The sequence below is a fragment of the Acidobacteriota bacterium genome, from assembly GCA_026707545.1.
In the GTDB taxonomy this organism is placed as follows: domain Bacteria; phylum Acidobacteriota; class Thermoanaerobaculia; order Multivoradales; family Multivoraceae; genus Multivorans.
In genome coordinates this window covers 68,883-91,094 of sequence record JAPOWR010000003.1, presented here as the reverse complement: position 1 = coordinate 91,094, position 22,212 = coordinate 68,883, and the positions used below count along the sequence as shown (strand labels likewise).

Genomic DNA, 22,212 nt, shown 5'->3' with positions numbered 1-22,212 from the left:
ATCAAAGACCATTCCGACCGAGGCTGGCCGTCGCCAGTGCATCTCCGTCCTTCTGGTCTGCCTCGTACTGCTCGGCTCGGTCCTGGCGGTCGGGCACGGACACGATCAGCTCGAGGTCAGTGAACACGACTGCGTCACCTGTCACCTCCAGCAGACGCAGTGCTTCCAGGGGAACGATGCTCCGACGCTCGTCCTTGACCGCTTGGGAGCATCTTGCGGCGCCACAGGGCCCGACAGTCCGGTTGTCGATCGGCCTTACCTGCCTGCGCCGCCCCGCGGTCCGCCGTCACGCGCCTAGGCCGCCTCTCGATCCAGCGAGCCAGTCTCACAGGACGCTCGCGCGATTCTGTCGCACGATCAACCAAGCGCCTGCCGTTCGTAGCGCCCTGCTGAGCACCTGAGCCTCTTCGCTGGCACGCGGAGGTCGGGAGCGGCTCGGCCATCCTGGGTTCGCTGCCTGTAGCCAGGGCCTGGCCGCGCGGCCGAAGCTCGACCCTTTGGCCTGTAACGGGTCCACCGCTCATGGGGAGCGGGGATCGCGAGCCGCCCGATCTCCCCACGGGCAACGGTCTCCGAGCCAGGCCGCGAAGAAACCGAAAGGGACTTTCAATGCTCGAAGCAAGAGAACTGTCGAAGTCGTTCAACGGCGTCGTCGCACTCGACGGCCTGAATGTCGAGGTCCAGGAGGGCGAGATCCTCTGTTTCCTCGGCGCAAATGGCGCCGGGAAGACAACCGCCATCAACCTCTTCCTGGGCTTTCTCGAGCCAACGAGGGGAGAGGCGCTGGTCAAGGGGAAGAGCGTCCGCTCCGATCCGGTCTCCGCCCGTGAACACGTGGCCTACATCCCGGAGAGAGTGGCGCTCTACCCTGACCTCTCCGGTTACGAGAATCTGAGGTTCTTCGCCGAGCTTGCCGGGAAGCGTCTGGGAGAGAGCGAACTCCTGGAGTGCTTGGACACCGCGGGGTTGCCCCGTGATGCCAACCACAAGCTTGCTTCAACCTACTCCAAGGGCATGCAGCAGAAGGTCGGGATTGCCTGTGCACTCGCGAAGAGCGCGGAGATCCTGCTCCTCGACGAGCCACTGGCCGGGCTGGACCCCAAGGCGGCCAACGAGTTCTGCTCTCTGCTCAGAGAGATGCGGAATCAGGGCGTGGCCGGCTTGATGGCCACACATGACCTGTTCCGGGCTCGTGAAGTCGCGAGCCGGATCGGAATCCTGAGGGACGGGCGCCTGATCGACGTGATTGCCGCCGCGGACGTGACGGCGGCGCAGCTCGAGACGCTCTATCTCGAACACATGCACGAAGGCAGGGAGGACGCGGCATGAAAGCAAGGGTCATTGCAGCGAAGGAGGCACTCGTTGCCCGCAGGGGCAAGCGACTCTGGGCCCTGAGTTTTGGCGTGATTGCCGTCATGGTCGCCTCGATGGCGATCGGGCTCAACCGGACGGCAACCTTCGAAACGGAGCGCGCCGCTGCCGCGGAGAACGACAAGGCGGTGTGGCTGGACCAGGGCGTCAGGAACCCGCACAAGGCAGCACACTTCTCAAGATACGTATTCAAGCCGATTCCTACCCTGGCGAGTTTCGATCCCGGCGCGATCGACTTCGCCGGCATCGCCGTCTGGATGGAAGCACACATCCAGAATCCGTCCAGGTTCAGGCGCGCGGAGAGTACGGGCGACCTGTCGAGGTTTGTCGGGCTCAGCCCGGCATGGGTGCTGCAGGTCATCATGCCGCTGATCGTCATCCTCCTCCTGTTCGGGTCCTACGCAGGGGAGAGAGAAGACGGGACCCTGCGTCAGGTCATGAGCTACGGCGTCTCTCCGGGCTCGGTCTTCAAAGGCAAGTTGCGAGGAGCGTCGTCAGCGCTGCTGAAACTGCTCCTGCCGGTGTTCGCTTTGATCACCATTGCGGTCTTCGTCTTCGACAGGGGCTATCCGCAGGAAGACCTGCCGGTACGTCTTCTCGGGATCGTCGGCATCTACGGGATCTACCTCTTTGCATTCGCGATGCTCACCATCGGCGTCTCGGCGCTTAGCCCGAGTCGGCGTTCCGCGGCCGTCTCGCTTCTCGCCATCTGGTGTCTGGTCACCGTGCTCCTGCCGCGCTTCGCCAACGATGCCGCGGTCACCTCGACGCCTCAACCCGACAGCTACCAGACGTGGAAGGACCTCGAGGAGATCAAGGCCGAGTACTGGGGCGTCATTCCCGCCTTCGGGATTCCGCTCACCGACATCAGAAAACGGGAAATGGCCCGCTTTCTCGAGAAGTTCCAGGTTGCCAACGTGGAAGACGCGCCGGTGCCGTGGAGCGCCTGGGAGCTGCAGGCGAGCGAGGAGTACTCCGACCCGCTCTACGACGCCTACTACGCCGGCCTGAACGACCGGTACGGCCGCCAGGAGGACACCCGGTTCTGGCTCACTGCGCTGTCGCCGACGATCTCGGTCATGGCGCTTTCCTCAGGTCTCTCCGGCTCCGACCGCCTCCACCACTACGACTTCGTCAAGAGCGCTGAAGAACACCGGCGGGTCGTGATCAGGCAGCTCAACGAAGACCTGCTCTACAACTCCGGCGCCGATCCGATGGTCTACGAGTCGCCGACCAGCTTCTGGGGCGAGGTTGCCGACTACCACGCCGGTCCGCCGCCGCTGACGAACTTCACGGGGAGCTATCTCCCCTATCTGCTCGTCATGGTGCTCTGGGCGAGCGGAGCCTTCCTGTTCGCACGTTGGGCGGCGTTTCGGGCCGCGAACATGGAGACCGCAGTATGACCGGCGCCCTGGTCAAGCTCGAGCTCTTGCGGCTCCGTCGATCCAGGGCCGCGTGGGCCATCCTGGCCTTCGCACTCTTCGCGTCCTTCTACTCCGTGTGGTCGGGAGTCTCCTGGCGAGAGTCTCATTCCGCGTCCCTCGTCGCCTACGAGGCTGCGATCGAGTCGAAGATGGACGTCTGGCTCGAGACGCTCGCTGCCATCGAGTCCGGGGAGCGCTTCGCCACGCCCTTCGACGCGCGCCCCTCCCAGGTCGAGTTCGCCGCGACCCACCCCGTGGGGCCGCTGGGACATCTGGCGGTGGGCAGCGCGGAGCTGCTGCCGGCGCGCGCGAACATCGGGCCTCTGAAGAACCAGAACCTGATGGTGGAGCGCTATGGGTTCGAGAACCCGACGACGCTGACCCTCGGCAGGTTCGACCTGGCATTCCTCATCGTCGTCGTGCTCCCGCTCCTGATGATCGCGCTGTCATTCGACGTGATTGCCGCCGATCGGTCGCGCGGCACGATCAGCCTTCTTCTCGCCAGCCGGGCCAGCAAGCAGCGAGTCATCGCGACGAGATTGCTGGTTCGCAACGGAATCCTGGTTGGCATTGTCGCGCTCGCCGTCGTCCTCGGCATCGCGATGGCGCCCGATGGCGCCGCGGCGTTCGGCCTGCTCTGGTCTCTCGTGTTCCTCGCCTACAGCCTCTTCTGGATCGGACTCATCTACCTGGTCGTGGGCAGAACGAAGCGCAGCGAAACCTCGGCCGCCGTTCTCGTCAGCCTGTGGGCCCTGTTCACCTTCGCCGCACCGGCTCTGGCCAACAGTGCGGGTGAAGCCTTGTATCCGCTTCCCTCGAATCTCGACTATCTGTCGGATGCGCGAGTGGCGCAGAACGATGCCTGGAAGCGTCGCCCTGAGCTGACTGCCAGGTATCTGAGCGACCATCCCGAGCTGGTCGCCAACGAGCAGGAAGCGCCGGAGTTCGCTCACGCCTACTTCCTGGCGAACGTGATGGAGATCGAGAGCACGGCGCCGATCGTCGCGGCCTTCGAAGAAAGTCACGCCCGCAGATCCGCGTTCGTCGACAGACTGCAGTTCACATCTCCTGCGATTGTCGCGCAGCGCGCCCTGTTCAGAATCGCTGGCTCCGACTTCGACCGGACGCTGTCGTTCCTGACGCAGGCTCGTGCCGCGCTGACCAATCTCAACGACGAACTGCGGCCGGTCATTCTCGCGAGCAACCGCATGTCGACTGAGGACTTCGCGACGCTCTCGGGATTCGAATTCAAGTCGAGCAGTCCGGCCACGGTCCTTGGGCAGATCTCCATACCGGTGGCCTTTCTTGTCGCGTGCCTCTGTCTGTTCGTAGCCCTGGGTCGTCCGGGGAACAGATACTCCCCGTTCCCGTAGCGGACGAAGAAAGGAAACTCCGAGAACCATGACCTCCAAGCCTCGACGTGTCGCTCTCGCTTCTCTTGTATTTGCTCTCCTTTTCTCGTGGTTCCCGGCCGCTCAACTGTCCGCGAGCGATGGCGATGCCGCGGCTTCGCCGGAAAATGACACCGCGACGGCTCCGGAAGACGATGCCGCGTCCCCGGAGGACGTCGTCGTGTTCGATGACATCGTCGTGACGGCCCGGTTCGTCGAAGAGGACATCAGCGACGTCCCCTTCACGGTGAACGTCGTCGATGCGGAGGAGATCCGGCTCAACCGCCTCCTGTCTCTCGAGGATCTGTTCCTCAGTGTGCCGGGAGTGGAGATCACGAGCTTCAACGACACCTCGAATGCCAACGTCCGAATCCGCGGCGTGGGCGCCATCAACAAGACGAGTCGTGACGACAGTTCCGTGGTGATCTACATCGATGGAGTGCCGCAGCCGATCGGCACTTCGACGCTCGGCACGCTGGACTTCGAATCCGCCGAGGTCCTCAAGGGTCCGCAGGGCACCCTGTTCGGTCGCAACAGTGAGGCCGGGGCGATCCAGATCGTGACGAATCCGGCGGTTTTCGAGAATGGAGGCTATGCCCGCGCCGAGTACGGGGAGGAGGCCCAGTACCGGCTGGAAGGCGCGTTCAACGTCGCGGTCTCCGACAGGGTGGCCATGCGCTTCGCCGGAAACTACCGAAGCGAGGACAACCACATCATCAACCCGAACGATTCGGAGCCGATCACCAAGCCGAGCAGTCTGAATGCCCGAGGGAAACTCCGCTGGGACGTGACCGACAGGGTTGCGCTCAATCTGACGAGCAGCCACGCCCGCCTGCGCGACTCCCCCTTCATCTACTCGCTCCATCCTCAGACCGACCCGCCGCAGATGGATGCCCCTCCCGGCGCCGTCGATGGCGACAAGGACGTCGATCAGTGGACGATGAGGGTGACCGCCAACCTTGGCGGGTTCGACTTCACCTCGATCTCGGCGTACGACGAGACCGACAATCGATCGACCGGGATTCTCTACGAAGGCAGGATCTTCCTGCCCCAGTTGGGCTTCGTCCCCGCCAACTACGGCGTCGTCAACAACAGCTTCGAACGCGAGTTCTTCAACCAGGAGTTCCGTTTGAACTCAAGGGGAACGAGCGACCTGTTCTGGGTGGCAGGCGCGCACTACTACGACGACACCAGCAAGTCAGCGTCGTTCGACTACGAGGACCCGTTCTTCTTCCCCTTTGTCGCCCTGAATGCGGACATCAACGAGCGTGACTTCAATACGACGACGAACGCCGTCTTCGGCGAGATGACGTATCCGTTGACGGATCGACTGGAGTTGACAGCCGGCGTTCGCCACACCTGGGAGAAGAAGGACTTCCACATCGTCTGGGCGCCCAACCGGTTCAATCCGAACCCGCTTCGCTTCGTCGAGCTGGAGCAGGACCTGAGCGACGACTACCTCACCGGACGTACCGGCCTCAACCTGCACGTCAGTGAACGTGTGTCGTTGTACGGGATCTACAGCCGGGGTTACAAGGCCGGTGGCTTTGCCGACCGAGGCGCCAACGTCACGCGGGGCCGGTTGGACGCGCCGTATGCGCCATCCAAGGTGAACTCCTACGAGGTCGGATTCAAGAGCGGCCTGGGGAGCGGCGACGTCCTCCTGACTGGAGCCGTGTACTTCAACGACGTCAAGGACGACCACATCTTCACCTTCAACTTCTTCACCCAGGAGACGGCGCCCGAGAACTTCGACACTGAGACGAGCGGAGCCGAACTGGAGCTGGATTGGAGAATCACGAACACGCTGACTCTGCGGTCCGGCCTCAACTACACGGAGGCGGAGATCACGGGCGTGCCGGCGAACAGCTTCGCGCGGGTGCCCGTCGGAAGCAGGGTGCCAAACAGCGCCCACTTCAGCGGTTCACTGGCACTCACGCACATCCAGCCGCTGGGTTCGGCCCGCTCGGGTGGCCTGGAGCTTCGGAGCCACCTCAATTACAACCACCTGGGGGAACGGTTCGCGGACCCGGCCAACCGTCTCTTGTTCGACGCATACGACAGAGTGGGTCTGCGTGTGGGTCTCGGGATGGGCCCGCGCGAGATCTACTTCTGGGGCGACAATCTGCTGGACGAGGACATCTACATGTCCGGCATCGTGTTCAATGCTCCGGCAAGCACGATTGCCCGCGGGCGCAGGGTTGGCGTCGGCGTGAGCTACAACTTCTGAGAGTCGGCTTCTGTCAACTCTCGGCCGCCGGCGCCGTCAGCCCCGTCTGAGTCAGCAGAAAGGTCGCCTCCGCGGCGACGAACTCGAGCCGCTCCGACATCGGCAGACCGCGGCTCGCGGCATGGCCGGCATACGGGTGGTACCGCATGATGACCGGCAGCCCCGATGAGGTCGCCGCCTGCAATCGGGCGGCGACCTTGCGCGCCTGGAGCGGCGGCACACGGGTGTCGAGGTCGCCCTGGGTCAGCATGACGGCGGGGTAGGCAACGCCGTCGCGGATCGCCTGGTAGGGCGAGAAGCCGCGCAGCGACTCGAACTGGTCGGGGATCTCGCCGTCGCCGTACTCGAGCAGCGCCGGCATGTTGTTCGTCTCGGTGAAGGTGTAGAAGCGGATCAGGTCGAGCTCGGGGAAACCGCAGAGGACGGCGCGGTAGAGGTCTGGGCGCTGGGTCAGGGAGGCGCCGACCAGCAGTCCGCCGTTGCTGGCGCCGTGGATCGCCAGGCGCTCGGGGTCGCTGTAGCCCTCCGCGACCAGCCATTCGCCGGCGGAGATGAAGTCGTCGAAGACGGTCTGCTTGTTGTGGAGCATTCCGGCCTGGTGCCACTCCTCGCCGTACTCGCTGCCGCCGCGGAGCGTGGCGACCGCGTAGACGCCGCCGGCCTCGAGCCACAGAGCCGCCAGCGGGTTGAACCGCGGGGTCAGGGAGACGTTGAAGCCGCCGTAGCCGTTGAGCAGGGCGGGGGTCGTGCCGTCGGGCTCGAAGTCCTCCCGGTGGGCGATGTACATCGGCGCGGAGGTGCCGTCCTTCGACGTGTAGCGCACCTGCTTCAGCACGTAGCCGTCGCCGGAGAAGAGCGCCTGAGCTTCCCTGAAGACCTCGCGCGTGCCCGCCTCGAGGTCGAGCAGCCAGGTCACGGGCGGCTGCAGGTAGGAGACGAGCGACAGGAGCGCCTTGCCTTCGCCGGCCCCCCGGATGCTGGCGTTGTGGTGCTCGGGCACCTCGATCTCGCCGGCCGGCGTGCCGTCGAGCTCGAAGACCCGGATCCGGCTCGCCACGTGGTGCAGGTAGGCCAGGTAGAGCTTGCCGCCGATCACCGACACGCCCTGGAGGACATCGTCGGCTTCCGGCACCACTTCTCGCCAGTCAGCGACCTCCGGCCGGTCGAGATCGACCTCCATCAGCCGGTTGAGCGGCGCGTCCAGGTTCGTGCGCACGAACAAGCGGCCATTGCTGTGGTGGGTGTTGAAGCGGGCCTCCATGCCTTCGACGATCGGCGTGACCCGCCAGGTGCCGACCTCGACCAGGTACACGTCGCTACGCGCCCATCCGTGCTGGACTCCGACGAGCAACTTCGTGTCGTCGAGCTGCTCGGCGCGAACGAAGGCCCGCGGCCCGATCCCCTCGCCGAACACAAGGGCGTCCTCCGCCCGATCGGTGCCGAACCGGTGGAAGCGGATACGCGGACCTTCGACACGGTCGCGGACGGTGTAGTAGATGCCGCTGCCGTCCTTCGCGAAGAACGCCTGGTCGTTCAACGCCCGGGGCATCTCGAAGTCGAGGTCGACGTTCTGTTCGAGGTCCCGTAGTTGGACGGCCGTTTCGTCCTCGCCGCCGATACGGATGTTGTAGAGCAGGGACTTCCCGTCGGGAGAGACGGAGACGATCCCGAGGTGCGCGTACTCGCTGCCGACTTCCGCCGGGTCGATCACGACCTCGTACTCGCCGGCCGGGTCGATCTTCGCGGGTCCGGCCTCGGCATCCTCGGGCGCCGGACGACGTACGATGGACGCCAGCTCCTCGCCCGACCGGCGCAGGGTGAAGAATTCGTACTCGCCGGCCTTGTTCGGCGAGCCGACGGAAGGCGTGTCGATCAGCTCACTCAACCGCCGCCGCGCCCAGTCCCGTCCCGGCGGCTCACCGACGATGAGCTCGGCGTACTCGTTCTGCCGGTCGATGAATGCGCGGGTCTCCGGGCTGTCCTGGTCCTCCAGCCACCGGTAGGGATCCTCGAACTCGACTCCGTGGAGCGTCTCCGTGAAGAGAATCTGCTCCGTCTCGGGCGGTGGCGGGTAGTCCCCGCCGCAGGCCGCGAGGCCCAGGACAAGCAGGGCGGCCAGGACCTGGGAGTGCGGCTTCGGCTCAGGCAAGGGGCAAGCGTATCGCCTGTCGCCGCCCGCCCGTCTCGTTGACCAACCGCGGCGTGTCTGGCACAGTGATCAGCGTGAGCACTCCGCTCAAGCGTGTCGTCGCCGTCGCCGTCCTGCTCGGATGCCAGACGCCGGGTACGTTTGCGCTGGCTGCCGGGCTGGACCTGGCGGCTCATCTCTTCGCGCCAGGGCACGAGCACGACACCGCGGCCCTGGCGAGGTCCGCGACGCACGGGCATCACCACGACGACGAACTGGTGCCCGACCACGACCATGACGTCACGCTGGACGCCGAGGCCGACCTTTTACGGCCCGCCGCGTCGTCGTGGGCTGTGCTTGCCGCGCCGCTTTCGTCGTCGGTCACGGTCGCCGAGGGGTCGCCCTTCGACGCGGCTTCCCGACGCGGACCGCCGGCGCCACTCTTCCGGTCTCACTGCGCGCTGCTGCTCTGATCCGCGGCCTTAGGCCCGGGTGCGGTTCGTACCCGGAACCTGGACGCGGAAAGGAGTCAGCATGCATCGCTTTACCCTGATCGGTCTCCTCGGAGGCTTCTTCGCCGTCGCCGGCGCGGCACAGGACCGGTCCGTCATCACCGAGGCCGAGTTCCTCTCGGTCCTCGACGAGACGCACCCCGCCGTTCGTGAGAGCGCCGGGGCCGTGGCGTCCGCGGAGGCTCGGTTGGTGGCGGCCCGGACGTTCGACAATCCCGTCGTCGAGGCTGTGCGCGAGGACCCTGCCGGTCCGATCGGCCAGACGGACGTTCTCGTTTCCTGGAAGATGCCGGACGCCGCGCGCGCCCCGGAGATCGAGGCCCGCGAAGGCGAGATCGGCGCTGCCCGTGGTCGCCTGGCGTACGACCTGCTGGGCTATCGCCTGGCGATGAGGGAGGCCTACGCCGGTTGGGCTGTGGCCGACGCGCGGCAGCAACGACTGACGCTCCAGGCTGAGCGGGTCGGGTCGCTTGCGCAGCGTGAGGCGGCCCGCGCGGAGAGGGGCGAAGCCTCGGGTCTCGAGGCCCGCCGGCTCCGCCTGGCCGCCGCCACGCTCCGGTCCCGCGTTGTCCTCGCGGATGGGGCGAGCGAGCGGGCGAAGGCTGAGGCGGCAGCCTGGCACCCAGGCCTGCCGGCGGACGCGCGGCCGGTTCTGCCTGAACTTCCGAACGCGCCGTCGCTGGATGGTGTGGACAGCCGCGTGCGCGCCGCGGAGGCGGACCTGGCGGCGGCCGAACTGGCCCGGCTTGCGACCCGGCCGATCGTGGCCTCGCCCGAAGTCACACTGGGCTGGCGGCGGCAGGACCTGACGCCTGGCGCCGTCGACGGGCCGATCTTCGGTGTCGCCTGGTCCGTCCCGCTCTTCGACCGCCGGCAGGCGGCGCGGCAGAACGCCGGCGCGGCCCTGGCGGCCGCCGGGGCGAGGCTTGAACTCGCGGAGCGCGAATCCGCGGCCGCGCGGAACGCGGCAAGCACGAACTTCGCCCGGTTCGCAGCCGCCCTCGCCGAGGCCCGCGAAGAACTCGGCGCCACGGAGCTGATGCTGGACGGCGCGGAGGCGGCGTTCCGCCAGGGCGAGGCCGGGCTGACCGACTTGCTCGAGACTCACCGTTCCGTGACCGAGGCGGAACTGGCGGTGCTCGACCTGCACGAGGCGGCGCTGGCGGCGCACCGGGAGCTGGAACGGCTGGCGGCTAGCGGAGAGGGAGGGCCGGGGTCATGAGGCGGGGTCTCGGACGAAGCGGACGCCGGCCGGAGGCCGGCGGCGATACTGCTGGCCGCCTTCGGCGGCAGCGGACCAGAGGGTCCGCGCACCCAGAGAGACGGCGTTGCCGTGGGGTGACTCTTTACTGCAGACGAGAGCGTCTCACCCCGACCAGCCGGCGAGGACGCCGGCGGACCCAGTGTGTGGCGGTGCTGTTGCTCGTGGGGTGTGTCAGTGCTCCGCCGGTCGAGGAGCACGGTCATTCCCACGAGAGCTGGACGGTCACGGCTCTCGGCGAACGGTTCGAGGTCTTCCCGGAGATCGACGCTCTGGCGGAAGGCCACACGGCGACGGCCCACACTCATGTCACGCGCCTGACCGACTTCGCACCACTGGTACAGGGAGCCGTCGAGATCGTCCTTGTCGATGGGTCCGGAGAGCAGGTCTTCCGCGCGGACCAGCCCGCCGCTCCCGGGGTCTTCGACATCGAGCTGACGCCGCAACGTGCCGGCGAGGCGGACCTGCTCTTCCGGATCGACGACGGCAACGGGGTCGAGGAGATCCCGGGAGGCCGTGTCCTCGTCGGCACGGCAGACCACCCGGAAGGCCTCGTGCGGACGCCATCGCTCCCCGCCGGGTCCGACGGGGGCGAGCCCGTCTCGTTCGGCAAGGAACAGCAGTGGCAGGGCAGCTTCGCGGCCGCCTGGGTGCGGGAGGGCCGCCTCGCCCGGAGCGTCGCCGGCGTCGCCTCCTTCCGCCCACCGGCCGGCGGCGAGAGCACGATCACCGCGCAGGTGGACGGGGTCGTCCAGCCACCAGCGGGAGCCCGGTCCTGGCCGTTCGTCGGCCGCCGCGTCGACCGGAACGATGCCCTGTTTCGCGTCGTACCGCTGGTCGCGTCCGAGCGCAGTCTGGCGACCCTCGAAGGGGAGCTTGAGGCGCTGGCGACGGAGTTGGAAAGCGCGCGGTCGCGCAACTCGCGGCTCCGGGAACTCCTGGCTCTCGAAGCGGTCAGCGAGCGGGAGGTAGAGGAGGCGGGCGTCCGCGCCCGAACGCTCGAGGCGCGGCACCGGGCGGCGGAACGGGACCTCGAGTCGGCCCGTACCTCGCGCGAAGGCGGGGCGGACAGCGCCGGCATCTCGCCGCGGGCCCCGTTCTCCGGCCGGATAGCCGCCGTGACGACGACGCCCGGGGCGACGGTCTCCGCCGGGGACTCTCTCGCCCGGCTCGTGCGGACGGACGTCGTGTGGATCGAGATCGCCCTGCCCCCGCAGGATGCACGGCGGCTCATGGACGCGGGCCTGCGCGGCCTGGTGCTCGACGACCCGGAGAGCGGCCCGGTGCGGGTCGAAGGCGACCTCTCCCTCGTCTCGATCTCGCCGGAACTCTCGCCGCGCACCGGCACCGTCACCGTTCTGATCGAGGCCCCGGGCATCGCCGGCACCGGCTTCGCCCTTGGATCGACGGCCGCGGCGCAGGTGCTGATGGCGGGCGAGGAGAGCGGCATCGTCGTGCCCGCCTCGGCCCTGGTCGACGACGGCGGCGTGCCGGTCGTCTTCCTGCAACTGTCGGGCGAGGACTTCCAGCGGCAGACGGTGACCGTGCTCGGCCGGCAGGGGGACCGGGTGCTGGTGAGCGGTCTGGCCCCCGGCCAGCGCCTGGTGACCCGCGGCGGGGACGCCATCCGTCGCTCGTCCCTCATGGCGAGCGGCGAAGCTCACGGCCACGTGCACTGAAGGCGGCGGAGTGGGACCCCTCGAACGACTGCTTCGGTTCTCCCTGCGGCACCGCCTGCTGGTGGTCGCGGGGGCCGCGCTCCTGACCGTGGTCGGTGCGGCGTGGATCCTGAACCTGCCGGTCGACATCTTCCCCGATCTCTCGGCGCCCACCGTGACCGTGATCACGGAGGCCCCGGGGATGGCCGCGGAGGAGGTCGAGCTCCTGGTGACGTACGCGGTCGAGTCCGCGATCAACGGGTCGCCGGGCGTGCGGCGGCTGCGTTCGATCTCGGCCGACGGGATCTCGGTGGCCTGGGTCGAGTTCGAGTGGGGCACGGACATCTACCGCGCCCGTCAGGTCGTCAGCGAGCGGCTGCAGCGCGTCGACCTCCCGGCGCAGGCGGAGAGGCCGGAACTCGGGCCGATCTCCTCGATCATGGGCGAGATCACGTTCATCGCGATGACGACCGCGCCGGTGGAGGAAGGCGGCGTCAGCGCCATGGAGTTGCGGCGAGTCGCCGAAACGGTCATCCGCCGCAACCTCCTGTCGATCCCGGGCGTGTCCCAGGTGGTCCCCATCGGCGGCGAACGGCGGCAGCTTCAGGTCACGGTGCGGCCGACCGCCTTGGCACAGAACGGCCTCCCGCTCGCCGATGTCGTCGACGCCGTGGCGAAGTCCAGCCGCGGCCTGGCGGCCGGCTTTCACGTGGAGGCCGGCGAGGAGCACATCGTCCGCGTGCGCAGCCGGGCCCGCACTCCGGACGAAGTGGCCGCGGCCGTCGTGCGGGTCGACGGCGGGATCCCGCTGCGGGTCGGCGACGTGGCGGAGGTCGAGTGGGGGCCGGCGCCGGCGCGCGGGACCGGCTCCTACCGCAACCGGCCGGCGGTCATCCTCTCCGTGCAGAAGCAGCCGGGCGCGAACACGCTGGACCTGACCCGCGCCATCGATGACACGCTCGCCCGGCTGCAGCCGGTGCTGCCGCGGGGCGTGGTGCTCGAAAGCGAGAACTTCCGCCAGGCGGACTTCATCGAGGTGGCGATCGGCAACGTCGCCGAGGCGCTTCGCGACGGGGCGATCCTCGTCATCGTCATCCTGGCGCTCTTCCTCGGCAGCGTCCGCACCACGTTCATTTCAGCGTTCGCGATCCCGCTCTCCCTGGTCACCGGGATTCTCGTGATCGCGGCCTTCGGCCTGCAGATCGACACGATGACGCTGGGCGGCCTGTCGATCGCCATCGGCCTGCTGGTGGACGACGCGATCATCGCGATCGAGAACATCTTCCGCCGGATGAGGGACGAGCGACGCCTGCCGGAGGGCGAGCGCCGGCCGTCCGAAGAGGTCGTCGCGGCCGCCACCCGGGAGGTGCTGAGCCCGATCCTCCTGGCCACCCTGATCGTCGTCCTCGTCTTCGTGCCGATCTTCTTCCTGCCGGGGCTGGAGGGCCGCCTGCTGCGGCCGCTCGGCCTCGCCTTCATCGCGGCGCTCGCCGCCTCGCTGGTGGTGGCGCTGACCGTCACGCCAGTGCTCGCCGTGCTGTTCCTGGGCCGGGCGCGGGCGCTGAGGTCGCGCCCGCCTTGGCTGCTGCGCGCCTTCCAGTGGGCCTACTCGCCGACCCTCGACTGGTGCTTCTCGCATCGCTGGGTAGTGCTGTCTTCGGCGGCCCTGCTGGTGGTCGTCGCGGCGGCGCTTCTGCCTGGCCTGGGCCGCAGCTTCCTGCCGGCCTTCAACGAGGGGTCGCTCACCGTGTCCGTGGTCAGCCCGCCCGGCATCCCGCTCGCCGAGAGCGATCGGCTGGGCAGCCGGGTCGAGGAGGCGCTGCTCGCCTTCCCGGAGGTCGTCTCGACCAGCCGGCGGACGGGCCGCGCCGAGAAGGACGAGCACGTCCAGGGGGTCAACGCCTCCGAGATGGAGGTCGTGCTGGCGCCGCTCGAAGACGGCCGCTCGAAGGACGAGCTGGTCGCCGGGATGCGCCGCGCGGTGGCCGGGATACCCGCGGTCACCGTCTCCTTCGGGCAGCCGATCAGCCACCGGATCGACCACATGATCTCGGGCTCCCGAACCAACCTGGCGGTGAAGGTCGAAGGACCCGATCTGGCGGTGTTGCGGACGCTGGCCGCACGGATCGAACAGGTCCTCGCGGCCGTGACCGGCATCGTCGACCTGTCGAACCAGGAGCAGTCGCCGGTGCCCCAGATGGTCGTCGACTTCGATCGCACGGCGATGGCCCGGTACGGTTTGAGCCTCGCGGACGTCGGCGAGGCGGTGGAGGCGCTGTTTCAGGGCGTCGTCGTCGGCGAGATCGTGGAGGAGGGCCTGGCGTCCGACGTCGCCGTCCGGCTGCCGCCGGGCCTGCGGGCCGAAGCGGACCGGGTCGCCGCCCTGCCGGTCTCGACGCCGGCCGGGGATCTGATTCGACTTGGCGCGGTCGCCGAGGTGCGGCACGCGCTCGGTCCGTCCCTCATCCGGCGGGAGAACGCCCAGCGGGTGGCGATGGTGACCGCCAACGTGGAAGGCGCCGACCTCGTTGGCACGGTGGAGCGGGCCGAGGCCGCGGTCGCCGCCGAAGTCGACCTGCCGGCCGGCTACCTGGTGACCTTCGGCGGGCAGTTCGAGGAGGCCGGCCGCCGCGTCTACACGATGGGCCTGCTGGTCGTGCTGATCCTGGTCGGGATGTACGGCCTGCTCTACATCGAGTTCGGCAGCCACCGCGACACCCTGGCGATGCTCGTCAACGTGCCGCTGGCCCTAGTCGGCGGCGTCGTCGCGGTGGCGCTGGGAGGCGGCGTCCTGTCGCTGGCGACCGTGGTCGGCTTCGTCACCCTGTTCGGGATCGCGACCCGCAACGGGGTCCTGCTGGTCAGCAACTATCGACGGCTGCTCGGCGAGGGGCTGCCGCTTCAGGAAGCCGTGCGGCGCGGTTCGGAGGAGCGGATGGCGCCGATCCTGATGACCGCGCTGACGGCCGGGCTGGCGCTGGTGCCGCTGGTGCTCGGCGCGGGCGAGCCGGGCAACGAGATCCTGAGCCCGATGGCCCAGGTCATCCTCGGCGGACTGTTGACGTCGACGTTCCTGAACCTCGTCGTGGTGCCGGTGCTCTACGCTAGACGGTCATGAGTCGCCTGGCCGCCGCCGTCCTCGTCCTCCCCCTGCTCGCCGCCTGCAACGTCGAGATCACCGTCGACGGCGCCTCCGACGCGGACCTCATCGCCGCCGCCGGCGACGAGTACCTCGAGTTCGTCGCCGCCCGCGACCCGTACCTCAAGTTCCGGCGCGGGGAGAAGGTGGAGGACTTCCCGGACTGGACGCTCGAAGCAGCCGAGGCGGACGCGGCCTTCGGCCAGGACCTGCTCGACCGGCTGGCTGGGGTCGCCGAGGAGGCGGTCGACCACGAGGACTGGATCTCCCTCCGGCTGCTGCGCTGGAACCTCGGCATGCTGGTCGAGGCGCCGGAGCACTACTGGGCGGACTTCAACATCACGCCCTACGCGGCCGGTGGCTTCAGCCTGAACATCCTCCACCAGGTGCTCGGCGCCGCTCCGGTCGGAAGCGATGAGGAGCGCGCCCACTATCTCCATCTGCTCGACGAGTACGCCCAGGGAATCGGGCAACTCGCCGACAAGGTCGCCGGCCAGAAGGAGCGGGGCATCTACCTGCCCAAGGCCCAGGTCCCGGCCGTGGTCGGGATGTTCGAGGGCTACCGGGGTCGCCTCGAAGAGCTCTTCGTGCCGGCCGCCGAGCGCGCCGGCGACGGGGCCGGCGACTTCCTGGACCAGGTCCGCGAGGCGGTCGGGACGGGAATTGACGCACAGTTCGCCCGCCTGGTCGCCGAGCTCGGCGACGACTACCTGGAGGCGGCGCCGGAGCAGGTCGGGCTCGGCACGGTGCCCGGCGGCCGCGACCTCTACGTCCACCGGGTGCGGCTGCACACGACGACCGACCTCACGCCCGAGGAGATCCACGAGCTCGGCCTGGACCAGGTGGCGCAGATCGAAGCGGAACTCGCCGCGCTGCGCGAGGAGATCGGTTTCGAGGCCGCGTCCGAAGAGACCGCGATGAAGGAGTTCCTGGACCAGGTCCGCGCCGACCCGCGCTTCATCGCTGCGTCGCCCGAAGAGGTCGAGGAGCGCTACATGGGCTACATCGAGAAGATCGAGCCCCACATCGCCGACTACTTCGACGTGCTGCCGGAGGCGCCGTACGGCGTCCGCCGTCTCGATCCGACGTCCGAGGCGACGATGACCTTCGGCGTCTACCAGCTTCCGACGTCCGTCAACCCGCGGGGCGAGTACCGCTACAACGGTTCCGACCTCGAGAACCGGTCCCTGTTCTCGGCCCAGGGGCTGATCTACCACGAGCTGATCCCGGGCCATCATTTCCAGCTCGCGCTGGCCAACGAGCGCGAGGACCTGCCCCGCTTCCGCCGCGAGACGATCGGCTACGGCGCCTTCACCGAGGGCTGGGCCGAGTACGCCGCCAACCTGGGCAAGGAGATGGGCGTGTACGAGAACGCCTACGACCTCTACGGCCGCCTGGTCATGGAGATGTTCATCTCCTGCCGCCTGGTGCTCGACACCGGCATGAACTACTTCGGGTGGGACCTGGAGCGCGCCCGCGAGTACATGAGCGCGCGGGTCGTCTACTCCGACGTGGAGGTCGCCACGGAACTCCTGCGCTACTCAGCCGACATCCACGGCCAGGCGCTGGCCTACCGGATCGGCAACCTGGAGATCCTCCGCCTGCGCCGGAAGGCCGAGGAGGCACTCGGCGACCGCTTCGACATCAAGGCCTTCCACGCCGCCGTCATCGGCAGCGGCGCCATGCCGATGGTGGTGCTGGAAGAGCACATCGACTGGTGGATCGAGCAGCAGGGGTAGCTTCGATGAAGACGACTCGCTACTTCGACGAACAGGTGTCGCGCAAGCGCCCCTACGTCGACGTGGACTTGTGCCGTGCCGTGGTCGCCTCCCCGCTGCGGAGCGAACGCCAGGAGGACGGCCGCATACGCTTCTGGGGCAGAATCAGGCTGTCCGGCGAGGTCGCTGACCGAATTCTCCGCGTCGTGACCTTGGAGGACGGTGAGACCATCCACAACGCGTTTCTCGATCGCAGCTACCGTGAGGACAGGCAATGAAGTTGCACTACTACCCCGACACGGACAGCCTCTACGTGGAGTTCAGGCGCGAACCGAGCGTGGAAACCCGGGAGATCGCTGACGGTCTCAACGTGGATTTCGACGCGAGCGGCAACGTCGTCGGCTTTGACATCGATCATGCCGCCGAACGCCTTGAGCTGGCGACCCTGGAGACTCAAGAGCTGCCCGTAAGGGCTTACAAGGCTGGCTGACTACCGGTCAATCTACGAGTTCAGGAGGCGCATGGAGGAGACGAAGTCGCCTCCGCCGACCACCTCGTCCTCCCAGAGGCGCTCCAGGAAACGCTCCCACGGCAGAATCCAGATCCCGTCGTCCGTCCGTCTGACCGAGTCCTCGTTGCAGACGACGATGGCCGTCCGTGGGCCGTGCTCCTCGACGAACGCTCGCAGGCCCTTGAGGTCCGTGCGCCGTACCCGGCTGGCACCCTTCACTTCGAGCGCCACGTCCCCGTCGCGGCCCAGGACGAAGTCGCACTCGCGGCCGGACCTCGTGCGCCAGAACCGGATGAGGAAGTCGCGCTCGCGGTAGGAGCGGTAGGCCAGCAGCTCCATCAGGACGAAGTGCTCCAGGGCGCGCCCGAACTCGGGTCCTGCGGCCCTTTCGATGCGCCGGCCCGCGATGTGGTTCGCTACGCCCACGTCGAACAGGTAGAACTTCGGCGCGGCGGTGATCACGGATCGCGAAGGCCGCTGGCTGAAGGGCTCGACCAGGACGCCGAGCAGGGTGTCGACCAGGATCTGGAAGTACTCCTTGACGGTCTTGGAACTGACGCCGCAGTCCCGGGCGACGTTGCTGTAGTTCAGCATTTCGCCGTTGCAGAACGCGAGCGCCTCGAAGAACCGCGAGAAGGCCGGGGCGTTGCGGGTCAGTCCCTCGTCGAACACTTCCTCCTTGAGGTAGTCGTCCACGTACCCGGCCAGCGCGCGGCGATGATGCGCCGAGTCGTAGTGCTCGGGGACGAGCCCGCGGTTCAGGGCGGTCAGCAGGTCGAAGTCGGGAATCTCACACCAGGTCAGCGGATGAAGCGCGAAGCGCCAAGCGCGGCCGCCGAGCAGGTTCGCGCTCCCGCGCTTCAGCTTGCGGGCGCTGGAGCTGCACAGCACGAAGCTGAGGCGCTCCGCCTCGATGAGGCGATGCACTTCGTCGAGGAGGGCAGGTGCCTTTTGGACCTCGTCGATCAGGATCGGCAGTTCGCGTCTCGCGCCCTCTGCCGCCGCTATGCGTTCACCGAGGGTCCAGGGCGCGCGGGTGAACTCGAGCATCAGGCGCGTGTCGAGCAGGTCGAAGCAAATCGACTCCGGGAACTGCCGCTGGATCAGCGTGGACTTTCCGGTCTTCCTGGCTCCCCAGAGGAAGGCCGACTGGCCGGGAGGCAGTTCGATCTTGAGTTCGCGGGCGTACACGGTTGGCCTCCGATCTCGGAGTGTACTCCGAAATAGTTGAACTATCTCGGAGTACACTTCGGGAACGCACGCCCCGGCGCAGCTCCTGAGCCTCGGAGTAGCCTTCATGTGCCAATGAAAGCCCTCCTCTTCGCGGTCTGATCGTGGCGGCCACATGACGCCGAAGCTCCATCCGCTCAACGAGGACTTTCGCTGGGAGCCCAGAGACGGTCCCTACAGGCGCATCTCCTCCGCGCAGGCCCGCCAGTGGAGCGAGCAGGGCTTCTTCGTGCTCGAGGACGCGGTCGAGCCCGCCACGCTCGAGCGCCTGATCGCCGAGATCGACCCCTGGGAGGCCAAAGCCGAAGCGGCGCTGCGCGAGCTGCCGCAGGGGCGTCGCTTCATCGCTCGCGCCGACGAGATCACCTTCACCGTCCACCTCGTGCTGCGCTCGACTCTCCTGCGCGACTTCTGTGCCGGGCCTCTCTTTCGCGATCTCGGATGGGACCTCGTGGGCCCCGACGTCCGGCTCTACTGGGACCAGGCGGTCTACAAGAAGCCGAGCGTTCCAGCCCCCTTTCCGTGGCACCAGGACAACGGCTACGGCTTCCTCGATCCGCAGGCCTATCTCACCTGCTGGATCGCACTGACCGATGCCACCACCAGCAACGGCTGCCCCCGGGTGCTCCCGGGACTGCATCGCCACGGCACCCTCGAGCACTGGACCACCGACCTCGGCTACTGCTGCGCGGACGAGGACGCCGAAGGGCTCGCCGCGCCGGCGAGAGCCGGCAGCATCGTCGTCTTCTCCTCACTCACTCCGCATGCCACCGGGCCGAATCTCACCTCCGAGGTCCGGAAGGCCTACATCGTTCAGCTCGCCCCCGACGGGGCGCGCCGCATGGAGCCTGACGGGAGCGCCGGCGGCTACCGGGCCGTTCCCCAGAACGACCCGGATCGACAGTTCTCTATTCTTGTTTCCGGCCGACCGCCTGCCTAGAAGCGGACGCCGACCTTGAGGCGGAACTCCCGCGTCAACTGGTAGGTGGAGAGGCTGGTGTGGGGCCGCCCGTTCCTCGTGTTGATCAGAACGAGAGCCTGCTCGTTCGTGACGTTGGCAACCTCGCCGCCGATGATGCCTTGCACTCCACCCCGGATCGGGAACTGGTAGGTGGCGTTCACGTTGAGCGTGAAGAAGTCGTCGAGCTTGTTCGTGCCCCTCGTCTCGCGGAGGGTCGTCGTGGTGATCGTCTGGCCGGACACCGGGTGCCTGACCTGGGTGGCGGGCTGCAATCCCCACGGCTCGCCGTCGGCCAGGTGCGCGCTGAGACTGGTCATCAGGTCATGGCGGCCGAACCTCCAGACCTTCATGCCAATGACGTTGACGAGGTAGTCCCGCTGGTAGCTGATGGGTCCGAACCAGTTGGGGCCACTGGTGGGATTGAGAATCCCGGTTGAAACCTCAATGCCGCCAAAGCCTTCCAGGTGGTCGTCGTTGTCGTTGCGGGACTCGTTGTTACCTTCGTTCCAGTCCCTCGCGTAGTTCATCTGCAACGACCAGTCGTTGCGAAACGCGCGGTTGAGCTGGAGCAGGATGCCCTCGTACTGGCGTCTGTTCTGCGGCCAGTTTCTCAGGTCGCGAACGACCGCGCCCTGCTCGTCGAACTGCAGAGTGCTGTGGAACATGTTCTCCATCTCCCACGAGGTCACGCGCGACTTGAAGACCCAGTTGTTCGAGAACTGCCAGTCGAAGCCCACCGAGATCTCGTCCTTGTAGTAGGGCTCGACGGAGGAGGCCAGGGGGTCACGGGGCTCGACGCGGCGCTGGAAGACGTCGTAGAGCCCCGTCTCCGGATTCCACCCGTACTGCGTGTAGGCGTTCTCACCATTGGCGCCGGCCGTGAACTCCGTGAAGACGACACCGAGGCCGATGTAGTCGTAGTAGCGGCCGGCGGATGCCTTGACCAGCATCCTGCCGTCGGCGTTGAGGTCGTAGACCGCCGACAGGCGGGGCGCCACCTTCTGGTAGTCCATGACTTCCTGGTCGAGGTTGTTGTTGATGTCCTGGGTGTCCTGGCGCAGGCCGAGGCTGACGGTGAGGTGGTCACCGACCGTGATCCGGTCCTGGACATAGGCGGCACCTATGCCGCTGGTGAAAGCGGTGTTGCAGGGAACGGGGCAGTCGAAGACCCGCTTGTTGATCGGGGTCGCGTAGCCGCCCGGCAACGAACGGCTGTAGCCGCGGCCGCGGTACTCCGTGCCGATACTCGTGATCGTCGCAAAGGTGACGTCCTGGACGTCGATGCCGGCCTTGAACTCGTGCTTGCCTCTGAAGAAGGTCAGCGAGGCATTCGCCTGATCGCGCGGGAAGTCGTTTCCTCCAGCGCCCAGGCGCTGCACGGGAGCGTTGTAGCGCAGACCGTCGGCAAGGTCGCGGTAGCGAAAGTCGTTGCCGTCGGGATCGTCGGGAAGCGCGTCGGGAAGGATCGGGGCCGGCGGGGAACCGATGCGCGCGGTCGTGAGCTCGCGGTTGGCGGCCTTGACCTCGAGGAATGCCGAGCCGGTCAGGGCGAAGCTCCAGGTCAGGGTCTGGATTCTGTTGTTCCAACTGTTCCTGGTGATCGAGTAGACGTCGGCCGCGGTGCCGGGCGGGTTGAGGCGGCCTGACGGGGAGTCGATCCAGGTCAACGCAAGCTGGTGGCGGTCGTTGGGCTGGGTGTTGACCTTGGCAACGAGCGGCTTCGCCTCGCGGTTGACGTCGACCAGATCGCCCTCGCGAGTCCGGTCGAGCGCGTTGTCGTTCATCTCGCTGAGGGATCCGTAGAACCAGGCCTTGTTCCGGAAGAGCGGCCCGCCGAGACCGCTCTCGTAGCTGCTGATCATGGAGTCCGGGCGCTCGATCTCGAGCCAGTTCTCGGCGCGCCACGCCGGGTTCTGGCCGATGTAGAGGAAGTCGCCGTGGAATTCGTTGGTGCCGGTCTTGATCGTCGTGTTCATCACCCCGCTGACCCCCCGGCCGTACTCGGCGCTGAACCCGGCGGACTCCATGCGGTTCTCGGTGATCACGGTCGACGGCATGTAGAAGCTCATTTCGCCGCCGCGCCGATTGTGGGAGATGTCGACGCCGTCGATGAAGACGACGTTCTCCTGGGCGATGCCGCCGTTGACCCCGGGTCCCTGATCGAACTCCTGCCTGTAAGACACGACACCGGCCATCAGCTTCATGTTCGACCAGTAATTCCGCGTGGCTTGGGGGATGTGCTCGAGCGCCTCTTCCCCGAGGGCGGTGACGGCGCCGGTGTCGTACTTCGTGACCAGCGCCGCCTCTGAGGTGACGGTGATCTCCTCCGCCGTGGCCCCGAGAGTGAGGTCGACGTCCTCGCGCTTCCCCAGCTCGAGGACGACGGCGCGCTCGACCGAGCCCAGGCCCTCGAGGTCGGCGGTGACCATGTAGCTACCCGACTGGAGAAGGGCGAAGCGATAGTCGCCGTTGGCATCGGTGATCTCGCTCCTCGTGTTCTGAGGGCCGGTCAGGGTCACGGTGACACCGGGCAGGCCGTCACCCTGGGCGTCGGTTATCGTGCCGTCGATGGTCGATGTCTGCGGTCCGTCGGCCAGAAGCGGCCATGTGCAGATGGCGATGGCGAAGGTCCAGATGGAGGACCTGATGGCGGTGGCTCTCACGATTCTCCCCTCCAG

The 22,212-nt window shown here is 67.5% G+C and carries 16 protein-coding genes; 12 read left to right on the top strand and 4 right to left on the bottom strand.

The features are described from left to right. Position 1 precedes the first annotated feature (1 nt). The gene (locus OXG83_14715; GenBank protein MCY3966286.1) at positions 2-127 is read right to left on the bottom strand and encodes a hypothetical protein; all 126 of its coding nucleotides are present in this window, start codon (positions 125-127) and stop codon (positions 2-4) included. Positions 128-609: 482 nt separating this feature from the next. Here OXG83_14715 and OXG83_14710 point away from each other — a divergent pair, with 482 nt between their 5' ends. The 4 genes from OXG83_14710 to OXG83_14695 all read left to right on the top strand — a co-directional run bounded on the left by OXG83_14710 (position 610) and on the right by OXG83_14695 (position 6,416). Further along, a complete protein-coding gene (locus OXG83_14710; protein MCY3966285.1) occupies positions 610-1,329 on the top strand; it encodes an ABC transporter ATP-binding protein in 720 nt (239 codons plus the stop codon). Further along, positions 1,326-2,774, top strand: coding sequence for a DUF3526 domain-containing protein (locus tag OXG83_14705; GenBank protein ID MCY3966284.1), 1,449 nt, complete (start codon positions 1,326-1,328; stop codon positions 2,772-2,774). Before OXG83_14710 ends, OXG83_14705 begins: the two co-directional genes overlap by 4 nt. Continuing rightward, on the top strand, positions 2,771-4,168 hold the full coding sequence (locus OXG83_14700) for a DUF3526 domain-containing protein (GenBank protein MCY3966283.1): 1,398 nt from the start codon (positions 2,771-2,773) through the stop codon (positions 4,166-4,168). The genes OXG83_14705 and OXG83_14700 overlap by 4 nt, the downstream gene beginning before the upstream one ends. 199 nt (positions 4,169-4,367) lie before the next feature. Then, the gene (locus OXG83_14695) at positions 4,368-6,416 is read left to right on the top strand and encodes a TonB-dependent receptor (protein MCY3966282.1); all 2,049 of its coding nucleotides are present in this window, start codon (positions 4,368-4,370) and stop codon (positions 6,414-6,416) included. Between the two features lie 13 nt (positions 6,417-6,429). On the opposite strand, the gene OXG83_14690 is transcribed toward OXG83_14695, so the two are convergent. Continuing rightward, on the bottom strand, positions 6,430-8,565 hold the full coding sequence (locus OXG83_14690; GenBank protein MCY3966281.1) for a prolyl oligopeptidase family serine peptidase: 2,136 nt from the start codon (positions 8,563-8,565) through the stop codon (positions 6,430-6,432). Between the two features lie 74 nt (positions 8,566-8,639). Between OXG83_14690 and OXG83_14685 the strand changes: the two genes are divergently transcribed. The 7 genes from OXG83_14685 to OXG83_14655 all read left to right on the top strand — a co-directional run bounded on the left by OXG83_14685 (position 8,640) and on the right by OXG83_14655 (position 17,322). After that, positions 8,640-9,017: a hypothetical protein gene (locus OXG83_14685; protein MCY3966280.1), complete on the top strand. Its 378-nt coding sequence runs from the start codon at positions 8,640-8,642 to the stop codon at positions 9,015-9,017. Between the two features lie 61 nt (positions 9,018-9,078). After that, complete coding sequence (locus OXG83_14680; GenBank protein ID MCY3966279.1) at positions 9,079-10,278, top strand: TolC family protein; 1,200 nt, start codon at positions 9,079-9,081, stop codon at positions 10,276-10,278. A gap of 185 nt (positions 10,279-10,463) precedes the next feature. Then, the gene (locus OXG83_14675; GenBank protein MCY3966278.1) at positions 10,464-11,996 is read left to right on the top strand and encodes an efflux RND transporter periplasmic adaptor subunit; all 1,533 of its coding nucleotides are present in this window, start codon (positions 10,464-10,466) and stop codon (positions 11,994-11,996) included. A 10-nt stretch (positions 11,997-12,006) separates the two neighbouring features. After that, positions 12,007-15,093, top strand: a complete 3,087-nt coding sequence (locus OXG83_14670) for an efflux RND transporter permease subunit (GenBank protein MCY3966277.1) — start codon at positions 12,007-12,009, stop codon at positions 15,091-15,093. After that, the gene (locus OXG83_14665; protein MCY3966276.1) at positions 15,090-16,853 is read left to right on the top strand and encodes a DUF885 domain-containing protein; all 1,764 of its coding nucleotides are present in this window, start codon (positions 15,090-15,092) and stop codon (positions 16,851-16,853) included. Before OXG83_14670 ends, OXG83_14665 begins: the two co-directional genes overlap by 4 nt. 5 nt (positions 16,854-16,858) lie before the next feature. Continuing rightward, entirely contained in the window at positions 16,859-17,110 is a 252-nt protein-coding gene (locus tag OXG83_14660) for a hypothetical protein (GenBank protein MCY3966275.1), read from the top strand. Then, on the top strand, positions 17,107-17,322 hold the full coding sequence (locus tag OXG83_14655; GenBank protein ID MCY3966274.1) for a DUF2283 domain-containing protein: 216 nt from the start codon (positions 17,107-17,109) through the stop codon (positions 17,320-17,322). Before OXG83_14660 ends, OXG83_14655 begins: the two co-directional genes overlap by 4 nt. Before the next feature lie 12 nt (positions 17,323-17,334). On the opposite strand, the gene OXG83_14650 is transcribed toward OXG83_14655, so the two are convergent. Continuing rightward, positions 17,335-18,534 carry a DUF4143 domain-containing protein gene (locus tag OXG83_14650; GenBank protein MCY3966273.1) on the bottom strand — a complete coding sequence of 400 codons (1,200 nt, stop codon included), beginning with the start codon at positions 18,532-18,534 and terminating at the stop codon, positions 17,335-17,337. Between the two features lie 154 nt (positions 18,535-18,688). Here OXG83_14650 and OXG83_14645 point away from each other — a divergent pair, with 154 nt between their 5' ends. Then, complete coding sequence (locus OXG83_14645; protein ID MCY3966272.1) at positions 18,689-19,513, top strand: phytanoyl-CoA dioxygenase family protein; 825 nt, start codon at positions 18,689-18,691, stop codon at positions 19,511-19,513. Here the strand turns inward: OXG83_14645 and OXG83_14640 are convergent. Then, on the bottom strand, positions 19,510-22,197 hold the full coding sequence (locus OXG83_14640; GenBank protein MCY3966271.1) for a carboxypeptidase regulatory-like domain-containing protein: 2,688 nt from the start codon (positions 22,195-22,197) through the stop codon (positions 19,510-19,512). The two genes, OXG83_14645 and OXG83_14640, sit on opposite strands and share 4 nt — an antisense overlap. Positions 22,198-22,212: the final 15 nt, after the last annotated feature.